The following is a 17,109-nucleotide window of genomic DNA, read 5'->3' as shown; positions in this document are numbered from 1 at the left end:
TTTATTATACACAGGTTCTTTTTTAAATAAAATTACCGTGCTTTGTATTTCTATGCAAGTATTTAGTTTGAACCTAAAAAAAGATGCCGTTTAAATAGGCATCCTTTTCGAGTTAACACACTGTATTACGATATTCCTTTGGTGACATTCCTATCTTTTTCTTAAATGCCCTACCAAAAGAAATGGCATCTTCATAGCCGACCATATTTCCGATTTCATATACCTTTATCGTTGGATCAAGCAATAACTTCTTCGCCATATTGATTCGAACATTCAATAGATATTCTGAGAAATTCACATCAGTTTCTTTTTTAAATAGATTTGAAAAATAAGATGGATTCAATTCCACATGCTCCGCCACTTGATTTAAAGTAAGCATCTCCATATAGTGTTGCTCCATATACGCTTTTGCAATTTCAATCCTACTTTCGCTGCGGCTTTCCCGTTCTGCTTTCATACTAAGAATTAGTGTCTTCGATGCTGAATATAGTCGTTCTTTCATTTCATCAAATGTCGTCACATTACGAATGAAAAATTCATATTCCAACTGGCTACCAGTTAATGCTGTCTGAAAATCTTTGACATTCAAGATTAGGTACTCGATGATTAATCGCACATGTTTTCTAACTTCCTCTGGGTTACGTCTACGTAGTGAATTAAAGATATCATCAAGTTCATGCTTAATTCCAACATAGTCACATAATTCAAAAGCTCCACTTAACCGTTCTCTATTCCAATCAAAGTCTGCTACTGGCACAGAACCTAATGTCTCACGGTAATGGATAACATTTTCACAGCCTGCATAAAGGCAATGCTCCACTGCGGATATTGACTCTTGATACATCTGAGAAAACCGTTCCATATTATCATATACGTCACTCACGCCCATTGTAAATGTTACCGACTCACTTAACGGTGTATTCTTTATATATAGATAGTATTTATCAACTGCTTCTGCCACTTCTGTTTGCTTCAGTGCACTTACAAAGATAATGATACGATTGTTTTCTGTAAAGCAAAGAATTCGAAATTTTTGATCCAGCGAAAAGATGTTTTTCAACTTAACCAATGATTCCTCCATAATATGCTCATAATAATTTTGTTCGTGAAAATTCTCCAATCTCTTATTCACTTTCAAAGCCATAACTAAGCTGGCCACTCCACGTTCCAGATGTAATGCTTGTAGAATTTCTTCGAATTCTTCTTCTGTTTGGTATTTTCTATGCGCTAACTGAATGAGATATTTTTTAACCAGATTTCGTCCATCGGAATCTCCATACATATTATCTCTAGTTTCATCTTCGATTTTCTTTTCGATTTTTTTCATCAAATCCAAGAAATCTTTTTTCACAATTGGTTTTAGTACATAATCAATTGCTCCGTCCATAAATGCATTTCTAACGTAGTTATAATCATCAAAGCCACTGAGTACCACAATTTTAACCTGTGTGTTAAATTTGCGAACCTCTCTGATAAGTTCCAACCCATCCATAATCGGCATTCTGATATCCGTTAAAATCAAGTCGATGTCTTGAGCTTCTTTGATTTTCTCCAGTGCTAATTCTCCGTCTGAAGCCTGTCCAACAATTTCATAATCTTCCCCGCTCGTTTCTATAATCTTGCTGATACCCGCACGAATTATCGGATCATCATCCACCAAAAACAGTCTCAATTCCAATCAACTCCTTCTCTGTTTGTAACTTTAATTATAGCAGAAACGCTTGTATTTACAATTAGTTTTTTGTATACTAATGCTATCAAATCTTGCTCATATAGCGATTCAATACGGAGGTAACATATGGCTTTCCATCAAGACAAAAAATCTAATACCCATTTTCCACACCTTCGTTTTAATGACCTTTCCATCTTTGCAAGGCTTTCTTTTATAATCATTTTCGTTTTTATCGCAATTGTAACACTTTCTTTCACTAACTTTATCAATTACAAGTCAGATACTGAGAAGAATATTAAGAAGGAAATTCTACAAACAAATCGCCAAACAAACGAGAAAATTGACGATTATCTAACGGATCTTGACAAGATAACTACGTTTCCCTTAACTCATAAGCAAAATAATACGAACTATATCAATGAATTATCCACGTTCAATACTACAAGTGTTTCCACTCTTGATTTTCAAAAATTGAACGAGCAAATGTTTAATGATATTATGACTTACAAATCAGCCTTGAACTCATGCTATATATTCAACCTAAGTGGTGCTGCTGATTATAAAGTAAAAGTACCCATCTACAAAGCCTTTAATCCTACCGAAGAGGATTGGTTTCAAGAAACTGTTGATAGCTTCGGAAAAGCTCGTATTGTTGATACCTATCTGCTTCCTCATACAACGGACAATAAGACGCACTATGTCTTTGGTGTTGCTCGTGGCATTGTAAAATATCAAGAAGCTCAAGTAATGGGTGTTCTATTAATTAACACAGACATTTCCTATCTTCGCAATGTCTGTCAGAATATGAAATTATCCGCAAACAACCACATTCTTATTCTCAGTGGTGATAAAGTGATTTATGACACGAACGAAGAAAACATCGCTCTAACTGCTGATGAAAGCATTCTTGCACTCGATTTTCCTGCAGGTGATGAAGTGGTCGATGCTACATTTCAGAATCAAAAAGTCTATATCTCCTCCATTCTTTCAGATTACTCTGGATGGAGAATTGTAAATATTATTCCTACCGTTGATTTATATGGCGATATAAACCGAATGCAGTTTTCAACGTTTTTGATTTCTTTGATTATCCTTTGTATCACGGTTTTCCTCATTATTATTATCAGTCGGCAGATTGTCCTACCAATTCGAAAGTTGAAAGCACTTATGAGTCTTGCTGCTTCTGGTAACTTTGATAACCAGATTAAAATAGTAACAAAAGATGAAATCGGCAGTCTGGCAACCTCCTTTAACCATATGATTGTCAAAATCAATAACTTGATTCAAGAAGTCTACCTTACTCAAATTAAGCAAGGCGAAACAGAACTACAGATGCTACAATCGCAGATTAATCCGCATTTCTTATACAACACACTGGAATCCATCAGTATGATGGCAACAATTAACGATGACCCTACAACATCAGAAATGGCTAGTGACCTTGGACAAATTCTCTATTATGGAATTAGTAAAAACAAAACGGAAGTCTCCTTAGAAGAGGAACTTTCCATCTTAGGACGCTATATTCACCTTCAGGAAATCCGTTTTCATGATTCCTACTCCATTCAGATTGATGTCCCTGCTGAGTTATATTCCATTACAATCATCAAACTAATTCTTCAACCCGTTGTTGAGAATGCAATTTATCATGGCATGAATACCATTAGAACTGGTGGAAAAATCATGGTTACTGGCTATCAAGAACATTCCACCCTCTTTCTTATCGTATCGGATAACGGAAAAGGAATGGATTCAACTACAGTTAAAAATCTCAATGACTACATCAATGATAAGAACGATACATTCAAAAGTATCGGTTTAAGAAACGTCAATAAGAGGTTGAAGCTTCGTTATGGAGAATCCTACGGATTGACAATCGCTAGTGATGTTTCTAGCGGAACAATTGTAACGATTACACTACCCGTTATCGAGTAAGCACGGCATGTCTGATGGTAAACTCTCATGTAAAGTGTAACAACCTAAATAACTTTGTCCTATAAATATAGAACTTTAAAGAGCCACAGTGTTTCTTGTCTTAGCTAAGACATTGCCACTGTGGCTCTTTCCATCTACAATATTATCTTACTGTTACACTCTTCTTACTACTCCATTCACCGTAAATCTTAGTCTTACCAACAAGCTTATACTCACGAATCTGAACGTAATATTTTACTCCCCTCTTTAGCTTGAATATCTGTTTACTCGTGATGCTATTTGAAGGTATCAATACTATTTTTGCGTTTTTCACATCATCCGTATAATATCTAATTTGGTAACCACTAGCCTTACTATCCTTCTTCCAGCGAATCGTAATACTGTTTTTCTCTGATGATTTCGCACTGTTTAGACTAGCCTTTTTCGGTTTTACCATAATATTAATTCTTATAATTGCTGCATTATAGTTCTTGTTTCCAGCCGCCTTAATTGTAATCGTCGCTTTACCACTACCCTTTACCATCACTTTACCGTTTTTATCAACGGTCACAACACTTTTATCTGAGGAATCGTATGTAATACTTCCCTGTCCTTTTGCTGATAAGGTAAATGCTTTGTTGCCAATCACTTTTTCATAGGTACTTTTTACGCCAGTAATTTTGTTTGCCGCTTTTTTTATTACAACCTTTACCAACTTCGTATTCATAGTTGCTGTTGTCATTCCATTTGCCATTGCATTGCTATTCATAACTTTACAGAAATAATATGTAGTTCCAACAGTATCCGTTGATGGCGTGTAGGATTGGCTATTTGCCTTTCCTATTGCCACTGCTCCCACAATACTGCTTTCCGTATTTTGATACCATTGATAACTCAATGTTCCTCCATCAGATACTGTTGCTGATACCTGTAATGCATTGGCTGCTTGCTTATATTCATATGAGGCATCTGTTGGCTGATTGATAACAACTGGTTCTTTGGCATTCACCATTTCTATATTTCTTGATTCTTCTTGTTTCTTTGGCTCTTCTGGTTTTACTGGTTCTTCAGGGTTTTCTGGGTTTTCTGGTTCTTCTGGATTCTCAGGTTCCACAATATCCCCAGTACGTTTTAAAATCAGATTATCCATAAACAATCCAAGACTTTCAACCGTACCGCTTATTACTACTTCCAATTTACCATTTCTAACCTCAATATTTTCAATTGTCACCGTCACGTCTTGACCTGAGCTTAGCTCGGAAATTACCTCTTTCGATTCCGCTCCTGCTGCCAGTAACACTGAGCTAACCTTTGCGCCATCTAGCAGTCTCATATCCGCACTCAAGCTATAAATGCCTGTCTCCAAATTAGTAACTTCCTGCTTCACCAAAAATGTGTATGGATTGCCTGCATATGCTACCAGTCTGCCATCCTCACCCTTTAGTGGCCAGTAACCATCTCCACCATCATAGGTATATTCAAATTCTGTTGGCAGATTTGGCCATTCTTCCTCAGTACTCGTAAAATCACCATTTTTCACAAAATTAGCAACTGGTTTTGCTTCCTCTTTATCCTTCTCTAATAGATATAACACAATGTTTTCAACGGCAAAGGTTGCACCATTGGCATCCGTTGGCGCTGATACATAGTAGCAGATTGTTACTTGATGATCTGTTACATGAATGCTGTCACCTAATTTATAATTCTGCCAAAAAGCATCTTCCGTATCAATTGGTTTTGATTTCACTTCGACTTCTGCTGTTTTGAGTGCCATTTGCACGTTATTCATATTACTCTTTGCTTTAATATCATTTCCTAGCGTATAGATTCCGTTTTCAAGTCCAGTAATTGTATAGGAGAATGTCGCAGTAAATGCTTCTTGCGTCCATGCCACTAGACCACCGTCTTCCGTCCATGGAGAAAAACCGTCAAATACCCAGCCTGCAGTTCCATTCGTTCCAAAGTTCCAGTTCCAAACTTCTTCTCCGTCTTTTGCCTGTGCATTGCCCTCCACATTTAAAGCAATTGTAATACTATTCGTCTCTGTAACTGCTGTGCCATTCGGATAGTAGAAGCCTGCCTTTACAATTAGATTCTTATTGTTAGAAACTCCTGATTCCGCAGTTAACTCGTAACTCCAATTGCCGTTTTCATCAACTGGCACGTTAAAGCATTTGTCACCAATCGTTACTGCGGCTGAACCTACATATTCTGCCGTTCCACTTATGACATATGGGAATGTAGTGATTGTTTCATCAGCAGAGTTATCCAAAGTGACATTCGACTTTGTCTCTAAATCATCAACATAATTCGCACCCTTAATATCATCAAAATACAATACTCCGCTAGTTACACTACCATCTTGATTACTGTAAATTGATACTGACTTTAGATTCTGGTTGTAGTCAAGAACATGTCCACTGCCAGCCCATGATTCTTCTGCAAAATCTCTAAATGGCATATACATGACGCCTGCTCCCTTTGCCGTCAATCTGCCTGTATAAGAGAATGTCGAAACATCGGTCTCTACCTGTAGTTTAATCTGGTTTCCGGACCCATCTGATTCACACCAAAGCATAAATCCGTCATATCCAGACAAGTTTAATAAATCCATCTTCTTCGTAGCTCCAGCATATCCTTTTCCTGCATAATTATATGCGATTTTAAGTCCATAGCTACCTTCTGATTTATGAGCAGAATCCAATGTCATATCGAATGTTCCACCGTTGGAATTTACGGTATACATACTTTTTAATAAATTATTTGAGCCACTGTACTCTTCAAAATTATCCACCTTCGTTGATGAGCTTACATAAACACAATCCAAATATACTGCACTCATTTCTTCATCTTCTAGGGTATAGTTTAAAGTCACACCATAGTTTCCTGTATATTTATTATTCTGATTTAGTTCAACACTTCCAGTAGTAACACCTGCTGACTCCTTTTCTCCAATCAAGAAAGCTACATCAGTGATATTCTTTCCAGCCATTGCTCCATTTTCACCACTACAAGTAAATTCAGAGAAACTAAATTTAACCATAGTTCCCTTAGTTGACGATAAGCTATGTGCTTTACTTAGCCAGCATCTACCCTGTTCATCTACTAATCCAATTCTTACTGAGTTGCTAGTTCCATCACCCTTAATCCAAGCATATAAAGAATCATATTCTGACAAATCCTTATTACCAATTGATTTTAAGAACTGAATACTATTATCCTTTTTGCTGATGGTATACTGCTCACTGATTTTAGCATTCATACCAAAATAGTACTCACCATCTTCCAATGTATTCTCTGGTGATTTTAATGCTAACGGAATAGACTTTGTTCCCGATGATAGTTCAACGGATTCTAAAATTAGATTTCCTGCTGTTGTCTCTGGATAGGTAATTCGTAGTACTCGAATCTTACTAGATACATTTAAATCACCATATATTTTTTGAGTATAATCTCCTACCGTCTTTGTTTCAAGAACTGCCGCTGGTTGAAATACTACTCCATCATAGGAATATTCAACTTGAATTTTTGCATCGCCTTTTTCATATGCAATCATTCGATATGCATTGATATCGTCGCCAGTCTTGTAAATTAAACTTGCTTCTTTTCCATTAATATTTTGTAGCCCTGTTTTACCACTTACTTCTCCAATTGCTAGATTACTACTCTTTGACACATAGTATGACTCTACTGATTCACCAAATGAATTGTCCTGAATCATTGCATTCTTTTGAATCTCGCCACCCTCTGCTTGAGTACGATAGGAATTACCATCGTTGTGATATTCCAGTTTGATTACATCTAATTTACATTGACTCTCTCCAACCAAATAAATTCGTGTATAGTAATACTTTGTCACATCTGATATTCCTGTTACTGTATATTCCTTTGAGCCACCAATATGATTGACTGTTACTGGAACATATGTAATATCATCGCTTGATACATAGACTTGTGGTGCTGCCTCTTCACTAACTTCACTAATTGCTGTGATGCTGATTCGATTTACTGGTATCTTTGCAGCATATCCAATGTATCCTGAACTGTCACTTTTATTAACAATAGAACTACTTGATACTTCAATGTTTGCTGAATGGTCATAGCTATATACATTTCTGATTTCCGTTGGATTTGCATCTGTGCTTGATACTGCAATCATATCTAACTCATCTTTCACAATGTGTTTTGCACTCTCTACAGTAACAATATTCGACCATAATCCAGTGCCACTTTCATTACAAGCTCTTAGGCGATAGGAATACGTCTGACCTGTGATTGCTGTTTCATCATGATAACCAGCAATACAATCGTGTCGTTTATCTTCCCAGTTACGTCCAGAGTCATACACATAATCCGTTTCATCGGCAATTGTTATCCACACTTCATTACCTGCACTCTCATTAACAGTTCCATCGGCTCTTTGAATTTCATACCAAGAACCACCTACTACGCCACGCCATTTGATATCACCAACACTAGTAATGTCATAAAGAAGTGGTGCTTCTTCGCTCTCTGGTGCTGGAATCGGCATGTTTTTGGCCATCTCATAATCTGTTGCTATGCCATTTGCAACCAAGGCATATGCGTAAATCGTTCTGATAATTTCAGTTTCTCCGTAGTACTCGCCAGAAGGAAAACCCGGCCAGTGATAGGCTGCCCAATAGCCATCTTCATCATGAAAATAGTAACCATAACCATCTTTGTGCGCTCGCAAACTCCACATCATAATTCCATTCGTTCCATGATCCACACCTGATTGAAATACTGGAATAACGTCTTCCGCTTTTATCTTTGCACCAAACTCACCTAATATAAATGGATATCCTGCTGTGTGTGCTGCCTCCGTATCATCTGCACATCTTGTCGCATAATTACCTTCATAGTAGTGTGCCCCTAATATATCTGCCGGATTTTCTGTACGTGATTTCTGTGTCGTTGACATTCTACCATCAAGTATCAACTGCTTTACATCTTGGGCTTTGATGTGTTCAACAATTGTCTTGTTCCATGATGTTAAAACATCATCGTAGGCTAACTGGTTGTTCTGATTTCCACCAATTTCATTACCAGTTTCCCAACATAAAACAGCTGGATCATCTTTGTATTTTACACCTGTTATCGAATTTGTACGATCCATTAGATGCGTTATCATTTGCTTAAAGTAATCAATGCTTGTTTCATCACTGTAAAACTCCCATGCCCAGTTTTGGAACGCATTTGCACTTGGCTTATACTCCGCTGCCTTGTCATGTGCTAACCAAACATATCCGTCCATACCACCAACCCAGTGCCAATGATCCACTAATGGAACAATTAAACGGACTCCTACTTCGTTACAGTACGCTAGTAACTGGTCTAACTCATTCAATGCATCTTCATTAAATGTCAAGTTTCCACTTCCATCAACTCCAGTTACATACGCAAGCCCATCATTGCTTCCATTTGTCACAGGTATCGTATAAGAACGAGTTACATTCCCCCCCATTGCCTTAATCGTCTTTATCGCATTCCTCTGTTCCCAAGCACTATCACTCGTCGCCTGCGGATAATTTAACGACACAAACTTCAACTCTTCCGTTCCATCCATTAACTTTGTTCCGTCAACGGTTATGTAATTATCAAATACAGAATTTGATACAATGCCGTTACCCACTGGTGGTTCTGCTGCCGTTACTGTGGTAATTGTAGCCCCCAATGACGATAGTGACATCACTACTGCTAATGCCACTCCAAGAAATTGCTTCACCTTTTTTCGCATAAATATGCTCCTCCTTTATTTACCAAACCTTTAGAATCCCAATGTCAAATGGTTAAAAACACCATAAACAACAGATAATATTTATTCATTCATCAATTTACCTGTACTTGTGTATCAATAGACTAGACTTGCAAAACTTCATTATCTATCTTGCTTCTTCGTTGCTGTCCTATAATTAAGAAATGATAGCGAAACACCTATAGTACTTCTTAGTGTGTATATCTACAACCCAGGAAGGCGAGGCATGGACGCCGAGCCAGCCCGAGCTGAGGCAGGATGCCGAATCGAGGGCGTTTCCGTACACTTTCAATAACTGCCCTTACACACTTAGAAGTACTTAGGTGTGTAGCGTGTTTCGTATTATAGGGCAGCAACGGAGAAGCTATTAAAACTTAGTAAAGTTTTGCATCAAAATCTATAGTACACAAGTACATCAATAACCTATAAATGAATAAATATTTACCTGAATTTCGGAAGCTTATTTCTAACAACCGTATTGTTGGCTTGATACAGCTCCTGAAGTTCCGCATTACTATTATGCGAAAACGTTAACTCCGCCCAACTCATAACCAAACACCACCTTGGCTGTGACAGTAATTCACTAGAAGTTGGCAACTTATCACACTCCCCAATTGCCATTAATTTGTCACCCGTTATGGCAAGTGCCAAATTATATTTATAGTTCGTAAAATAATCTTCATTATATATATCAACAGCAAAGATATCCCAGTAACCCTCTCCCGGATTGTAATCATTCCAGTCATAAGATAGATCCTGCATATCCCATACCCAGATAGTATTGTCCAAACCCTTTTCTTTTTCTAAGTAATCTCTTGTCAATCGGTATAATGCTGCTGTTCCATTCTCACCAGTTCTACCACCCCACCAAAACATAGCTTGATTCATCTCGTGAAATGGTCGAAGCAGTACTGGCACTCCATTTTCCTTTAGAAATTGGATATAAACTGCATATTCATCTAATCTTGTTTTCCATATTTTATTCAAATTACCGCCATTCGTAATTAGGCTACTCCACTGGTTATCAGACAACTTACTGCAAACGCCTCCCTCCCAGCAGCCAACCTCCGCTTGCGTCGGCGGCGTAACATGAAACATCAGTTGTACAATCAAACCACGTTCCCACCAATATTTACATTCATATACCATCTTCCATCGATTTGCGACATCTGCCGCCTCAAACAAAAAGTCTCCACTCCAAAATGCTGGGCACTGTCCTGTGACCGCGCATGCCTGCAATGTCTGCATAGATGGTTCTGCATTTGGCTCTCGATTATGAATTCCAAGAACCGTCTTACTACCCTGAATTTCATAAAGATAATCCAGTACTTTTTCCTTTGCTTCTGTTGCAGATAATATGTGTTTTGTTTCTTTGTAAGCAAGATCTTCTTCTAAAATCATACATTCTCCTCTTCTTTCATTTCTTTTTATGTACACCCAACTAAATGATAGCATAAACTAGAACCGAAAAAATCTGCACCGTTTTGGTTTCTTCTGCATTTCTTTAGATAACACAAAAATAGGACGAAACCAGCTCATTCTAACGCTGATTTCGTCCTATCTTAGTTTAAAATATTTAATTATGTTATTTTTTCAACTGAAATTGTTCCGTCAGATCTTTCAGTCTCTGCGCATATTTTGCTAGTTTCGTACTGTCCGTAGCACTTTGACGAGATGCCTCTGTTGTCGTCTGGATTACATCTGAAATATCATCAACACTTTGAGTCAGTCCAACTAACGCATCAGATTGCACAACAATTGACTCCGATATGTTTTCGATTGTTGTGGATATCTGCTCCGTATTCCCTATGAACGAAGTCAAGATATCTCCTGTCTGTGCAGTAATTTGAGCACCATGATCCACTGCCTCTTGTGTTCTCTTTATTAATGCTCCTGTGCTTTTTGCTGCCTCTGTACTCTGTGCCGCTAACTTTCTTACTTCTTCTGCAACAACTGCAAAACCACGTCCCATCTCGCCCGCACGCGAAGCCTCAATGGAAGCATTTAAAGATAGTGTGTTTGTTCTTGATGCAATGTCACCTATTGTTTTGATGATTTTTTTTATCTCATCGGAACTGTTTCGAATGTCAGCCATAGCATCATTCATCTCCCCCATAATTCTATTGCAATTCTCTACTTCATTATGGGAAGATTTCGCTTGCTGACTTGCTGTCATTGCACTTTTCGCTGTAGCTTTTAAGTTATCCGAAAGCTCTACAAATATTGTAGATAATTCCGATACACTCTCTGCCTGAGATATCGCTCCTTGAGATACCGCCTCTGCACTCTCTTCCATGTGATTCGAAGCTTTTGCCACCTTTGCAGAGGCATCATCTATGCTTAGTAATGTCTTATTAAGGAAATCACCAATTTGGCAGATTGATTCTTGAATTGGCATATAGTCGCCTTTAAACTGTCTCTTCGGTCTTGCCGTTATATTTCCTCTCGACATTTCCGTAAGGACGTTATCGATATCGCTTATTACCGCTCTAAGTTCTTCTATAAATATTTGAATTGATTTCGCCAGTACACCAATTTCATCTTCAGATTGGTAATCGATTTCAACACTTAAATCACCACTTGCTAATCTCTTCGCTACTTCTGACATATATAGAATCGGATTTGTCATTCTTGTTATCTGCTTCTTCATCATTGTAACTGCAAATGCTGCAACTATGACAGATACTACTATCACTAAACCAATTACTTGATATACAACTGACATTGCCTTACTTTTGCTTTGCAATGTAATTACCGACCAGTATTCTGACTCTCCTGGAAGTTTAATTGGCGTATAACTTACGTAATACGTCTTTCCCCCATCTGTAATCTTTCCTATACCGGTCTGTCCAGCCATAACATTTTCAATAACGTTCTTATATCCCTCCGAAATTGTAAAACTTTCTTCTTCCGTTACCACGGCATTATCCACTATCATTGCATTTCCTGCTTCATCTTTCTTAGAAACAGTACGTGTTAACGTCTTATAATTCTGCAAGGTCTCAAGATAAATGCTATCAGGATGAGCCATTACTACACCCTCGCCATCTATGATAAAAGAATATTTTCCATTCTTATTATCTGAAAATTGTTCCACTAATTGTTGGATATATTCCAACTTAATATCTGCTGCAAAAATCCCTACCATATCTTCCTTTTGATAAATAGGTGCAAATATTGAAGTACATGGCATATTCGTTGCCACGGAGTAATACGATTTAGAAACAAAGATCTGTTTCGTGTCCATCATCTGAGTAAACCACCATCTTGATTTACGATCACCAAGTTCACCCGATGAACGTGCTGTCTGTAATCCATCTGTTCCTTGTATGTACAAAAGCTCTAGATAATCATTTCGATTCACGCAGTCTTCTAATATTGGCGTCTGTGTCTGTCCATCCATTGGAGTTATACTTGGATTCACTGCAAGTTCTGTTACCAAACCATACGCTCCAGACACAAATGTCTCAACTGCCTGATCAATAAAATGAGATGTCCTACTAATTTCACTTTTCACCTGTTTATCATAGGCATTGTACAAAAGTAAAAATGTAATTAGCATTATAACAACAACTAAACTCGAAACAATAAACAATATCGTAGTAATTACTTGCGAAGAAATACTAGTTTTATTGTTTAACTTACTTCTTAATCGATTCCCCATAGGCTACGCTCCTTATCCAGTTTTCATATTCAGTAGTTCAACGCCTTTCTTTTCCCCTGTGCTTTTTGTATCTACTCTATACTCCTAAATTGAATGTTCCTATCAACTCATTCAAACTTTCCGCTTGCGCATATAGTTCTTCACTAATAGCAGAACTTTCTTCAGCGGTTGATGAAGTATCCTGTACAACACCTGAAATCTCATCAATTCCATCATTGACTTCATTCATTGATGTTGCTTGTCTTACAGAAGATTCTCTAATATCTTCAATTGATACAACAATTTCTTTGATATTTTTTAATACGTTATTTAATGATTCTGATGTGTTTGCTGCAATATCATTTCCGTTTTGAATTTCATCAATCGATGCTTGAATCAATGTCCTAGTATCTGTTGCCGCAGCTGCACTCTGCTCTGCTAATTTTCGTATCTCATCTGCTACAACTGCAAATCCTTTTCCTGCTTCTCCTGCTCTTGCTGCCTCTATCGCTGCATTTAAAGAAAGTAAGTTTGTTTGTGCTGCAATTTCTTCGATACTATTAATAATGTTTTCAATTTTTCTTGATGTATTACTGATATTCTCCATAGCTTGTACCATTGTTTCCATGGCTTTTTGACTTTCAGCAGCTTCCTTACCTGTTCTTCTCGCATCCTGACTTGCTACCTCTGCACGTTTCGCGTCTTCCTGTGCTTGTGATGTAAGACTTTCCATTGTCGCGGTAAGTTCTTCTACTGAACTCGCTTGGTTTGTTGCACCTTCTGCAAGGCTTTGTGCTCCTTGTGCCATGTTTTGTGCACCACTTTGTACTTGATTGGAAGCTTCAGAAATCTGACCTAATACATCAATCAAATTCAGTTTGATTCCTCGCATCGCCATAAGGATTGGATTAAAATCACCTACATACTGCTCAGTAACTTTTGATTTCACATCAAAATTCCCTGTTGCCATCTCACCTAGGCAGTATTGAATATCTGGAATAATAGTTTTAATCAGTTCAACTAGTTTTTTAATACTTTCTGCTAACACTCCATATTCATCCTCTGACTCATATGTGATTGTAGCTTGTAAATCGCCTGCAACTAACGCCTCTGCAACTTCTTCTAACTCATAAATTGGAGTAGTAAGAAGTTTTGTTAAAATGCGGCTCATATAAATTGTAATTAATAAGCTGAATATTGAAACTATAAATAAAATAGCAACAATTACATTTTTCCAAATCATAGATTGGGAATACTGTGTTTTTGCATTCTTGTCAGCATTTGTTCCTACTTGTTCAAAAAGAGCAATTGCTTTTTCTGCCTTTGGACCGTAATCCGTATGATATACAGCTAAAGCTTCTTCAATATTATTGTCTTTTGCTAGTTGTATTGCTCTAACTTCTGCTTCTGCGGCCGCTGTCATTGCTTCGTTAAGCTCTTTCTTTAGTGCATTTGCCCTCTCATTATTCGGCATATTCTCAATCATTTTGTTGAAATTCTCATTTAAAGAAACCAAAGCTTCCTCAGCAGTTGCTAATGACTGCTCTGTTATCGTCTCATCTTTTGTCGTTAATGAAACCATCACATTCTTAAGTGCCCTTTGAATATTCTCACGACAATTAAGTTGTAATACCACATTCTCATACGACTCATCATGAAATTGTTTTAAATTGTTCCCAACTACAAACAACCCGACTACCGCCGTAACAACTGATACAATAAAGCATGCAATAATAATTGTAAATACTCTATTTAATTTTTGATTAATCTTTAGATTCTTTAGTAATTTTTCCATTCTCTACTCTCCTTCTACATGTTTTCGTTTTTTCCCCGTACTTTATAGTGCTAAAATACTATTTACAACTTAAAGCAACCTCTCAAAAGAAATTATAACTCTAATTATAACTTGTTGCAAGATATATTGTTTGAATATTCTCATTTTTTCATTCTAATGTCTAATAAAAAGTCTAAACCCCATTTATTTACGGTTAAATCATTGTATTTTATTTACAACTGACAAAATTCGCTCAAATTTGCACCTTTATACGTGCAAATTTGAGCGAATAACAAACTATTCTTAGCGCTAAGACAAACGTTCAAACACCCCACTCACATTTATCTTTCCATATCCCCATATATTGTTCGGATATACATAATCTTTATCTCGCTGCGCTCCTCTAATAATTAAATGATTTATATTATTTCCTGTGATAGATGGATAGTTTTCTCTTGGTACAGCCCATTCCAAAATTATAGCTATGACTCCTGCTGTATGCGCCGCAGCTGCTCCTGTGCCTGTTAATGATCCATATTTTCCATTTGGCAGTGCACAGGTAAGCTGATATCCCGGTGCTGCAATATCAGGCTTTATTCCCCCTATCCTACTATATCCTCTACTAGAACCAATCAATATACTATCCGTTTCTTGATTATATGCAGTTACCGTAAGCGAATGTATTCCATTTCCTGGTGATGTAATTGTTGTATTTGGATCTGACTCTAAAAAATATGTGCCTCTTGATATCAGATATTCCGAAGGCAACCACGCATGAAAAGAAGCGCTTTCTCTTTCTATACTCTGAACTCGAAATCGCCAAATTCCTTGCATTGGATTCTGAAATCGAACTAGTATCAAGGGGTCTCCTGTCTCCTCTTCAAATATTATATTATTTACCCATACTCTTGTTTGATTAAAGACAAAATCATATCTATTACATATTCCTATCTTAGGGTAAATTAATTGCGTTGTTTCTCCTGTTGGTGCTGTTATTACAATTGCCAAACGGCTCGGCGTATCCGCCCATATCTCCAATGCAAACTCACTATCCCTACTGTCTATAAGAAGTTCAAAATCTTTATATTGGATCGCTTCTGTTACACTTCCATAATAATGTCTTCTTCTATTTCCCTCATTTCCTGCTGATACTGCTACCCCTGCTCTTGAAAGTTGTGCAATATAATTTAAGTAGCTACTTAATGCCCCTCGCCCATCGTGTCCACCTTGGCTACTTCCTAATCCCATACATATTGCAACTGGTTTACCACACCGTTGTGCAACAGAAAGTACATATCGAACCCCAAGCATAATATCGGATTCCTCAAATGCCATAGCTTCTTCTGGAATGCAGAAGAGTTTTCGTAAATTCTGTTTTGCTTGTTTTAGCTTAACTACAACTAATTCTGCTTCTGGTACTACACCACTAAAGGAATTTCCCAAATCTTGATTTCCCACTATGATACTTGCCATCGCTGTGCCATGGCCATCTTCATCTATGGAAGGCACGATTTCTAATGGATTTGGCGATTGCAGGGCTACATTTATCTCTTCTCTAGTAAACTCCGTTCCGAATGTAAATCCTTCTGGTATACTTTCTCCTTGAATACTTTGATCCCAAATAGACATTATCTTGCTTGAATTATCCGCATAGCAGAATGTCGGATGGAGGTAATCCACACCTGTATCTATTACTCCAACAAGTATACCTTGCCCATATAGTGCAAGGTATGGATTTCTCTGCACCTCACTAATATTAGATTTCTCTAAGCTTGTTGTAGATTGTGTCGTATATATGGATGGAAATCTATGATATGGATTTATCCCCACATCACAAAGATCTGGTTGTATAACTGGTATATTAAGTAAGGAATGCCGCTCATTTAAAAATGTAATATTCGTCCCCACATCATAGAAAGGTACGATACCATTATCAATAATCTGGTCATAGTAGTTTTCACTAAGGATTTCTTGCAATAAGATACCCCCACTTTGCATAGTTATAATAATATATGCTTTATTGCATTGTATATGTGACACCACATATCGCTTTTCTTAAACCAAAAATGAGCTTTCCAAAAAGATCTTTGGAAGCTCATTTTTATTTTTTGTATATTTTTTTATTTTTACGATTTTCTAAATATTCGTTCATAAACTCAGCCCAACTGTATTGCGCCATAAATTCGCCATGATACAAATTGATTGCTGATGCATCAAGTTTTATTCGGTATAAGTCACATTCCATTTTATCTGGTACTATTGCAATTCCACTGCGAACTCTCATAATAATATCTTCTGCGCCAGCATTACGAAATGTATGTGTTAGGTCA

General features: G+C 37.2%; 7 protein-coding genes and 1 pseudogene. 1 reads left to right on the top strand and 7 read right to left on the bottom strand.

The window, feature by feature from the left end; translation table 11 throughout:
• Positions 1-112: 112 nt before the first annotated feature.
• A complete protein-coding gene (locus RMR19_RS09765) occupies positions 113-1,672 on the bottom strand; it encodes a response regulator (RefSeq protein WP_310603308.1) in 1,560 nt (519 codons plus the stop codon).
• 126 nt (positions 1,673-1,798) lie between these two features.
• Here RMR19_RS09765 and RMR19_RS09760 point away from each other — a divergent pair, with 126 nt between their 5' ends.
• Positions 1,799-3,607 (top strand): cache domain-containing sensor histidine kinase, encoded by a 1,809-nt coding sequence (locus RMR19_RS09760; RefSeq protein ID WP_310603307.1) that lies wholly within the window; start codon positions 1,799-1,801, stop codon positions 3,605-3,607.
• Between the two features lie 142 nt (positions 3,608-3,749).
• Here RMR19_RS09760 and RMR19_RS09755 read toward each other — a convergent pair whose 3' ends face one another.
• The 6 genes and pseudogenes from RMR19_RS09755 to RMR19_RS09730 all read right to left on the bottom strand — a co-directional run.
• On the bottom strand, positions 3,750-9,344 hold the full coding sequence (locus RMR19_RS09755) for a carbohydrate binding domain-containing protein (protein ID WP_310603306.1): 5,595 nt from the start codon (positions 9,342-9,344) through the stop codon (positions 3,750-3,752).
• Positions 9,345-9,803: 459 nt separating this feature from the next.
• Positions 9,804-10,763, bottom strand: coding sequence for a glycoside hydrolase family 26 protein (locus tag RMR19_RS09750; RefSeq protein WP_310603305.1), 960 nt, complete (start codon positions 10,761-10,763; stop codon positions 9,804-9,806).
• 184 nt (positions 10,764-10,947) lie between these two features.
• Positions 10,948-13,026 carry a methyl-accepting chemotaxis protein gene (locus tag RMR19_RS09745; protein WP_310603304.1) on the bottom strand — a complete coding sequence of 693 codons (2,079 nt, stop codon included), beginning with the start codon at positions 13,024-13,026 and terminating at the stop codon, positions 10,948-10,950.
• A 76-nt stretch (positions 13,027-13,102) separates the two neighbouring features.
• Positions 13,103-14,800, bottom strand: a complete 1,698-nt coding sequence (locus tag RMR19_RS09740) for a methyl-accepting chemotaxis protein (protein WP_310603303.1) — start codon at positions 14,798-14,800, stop codon at positions 13,103-13,105.
• A gap of 288 nt (positions 14,801-15,088) precedes the next feature.
• The gene (locus RMR19_RS09735) at positions 15,089-16,756 is read right to left on the bottom strand and encodes a S8 family peptidase (RefSeq protein WP_310603302.1); all 1,668 of its coding nucleotides are present in this window, start codon (positions 16,754-16,756) and stop codon (positions 15,089-15,091) included.
• 124 nt (positions 16,757-16,880) lie between these two features.
• Positions 16,881-17,109, bottom strand: a pseudogene (locus tag RMR19_RS09730) (hypothetical protein); the annotation flags it as partial.

Origin of the sequence: Anaerosporobacter sp. (assembly GCF_031551385.1) — a bacterium.
Classification (GTDB): Bacteria; Bacillota; Clostridia; order Lachnospirales; family Lachnospiraceae; genus Anaerosporobacter.
The sequence above is the reverse complement of the archived record's forward strand: the minus strand, read 5'-3'. Positions and strand labels throughout refer to the sequence as shown.

Excerpts from the sequence above, each read along its gene's own strand:
- RMR19_RS09745 (WP_310603304.1), bottom strand. The coding sequence starts at position 13,026 with ATGGGGAATCGATTAAGAAGTAAGTTAAACAATAAAACTAGTATTTCT.
- RMR19_RS09740 (WP_310603303.1), bottom strand. The coding sequence starts at position 14,800 with ATGGAAAAATTACTAAAGAATCTAAAGATTAATCAAAAATTAAATAGA.
- RMR19_RS09760 (WP_310603307.1), top strand. The coding sequence starts at position 1,799 with ATGGCTTTCCATCAAGACAAAAAATCTAATACCCATTTTCCACACCTT.
- RMR19_RS09750 (WP_310603305.1), bottom strand. The coding sequence starts at position 10,763 with ATGATTTTAGAAGAAGATCTTGCTTACAAAGAAACAAAACACATATTA.
- RMR19_RS09755 (WP_310603306.1), bottom strand. The coding sequence starts at position 9,344 with ATGCGAAAAAAGGTGAAGCAATTTCTTGGAGTGGCATTAGCAGTAGTG.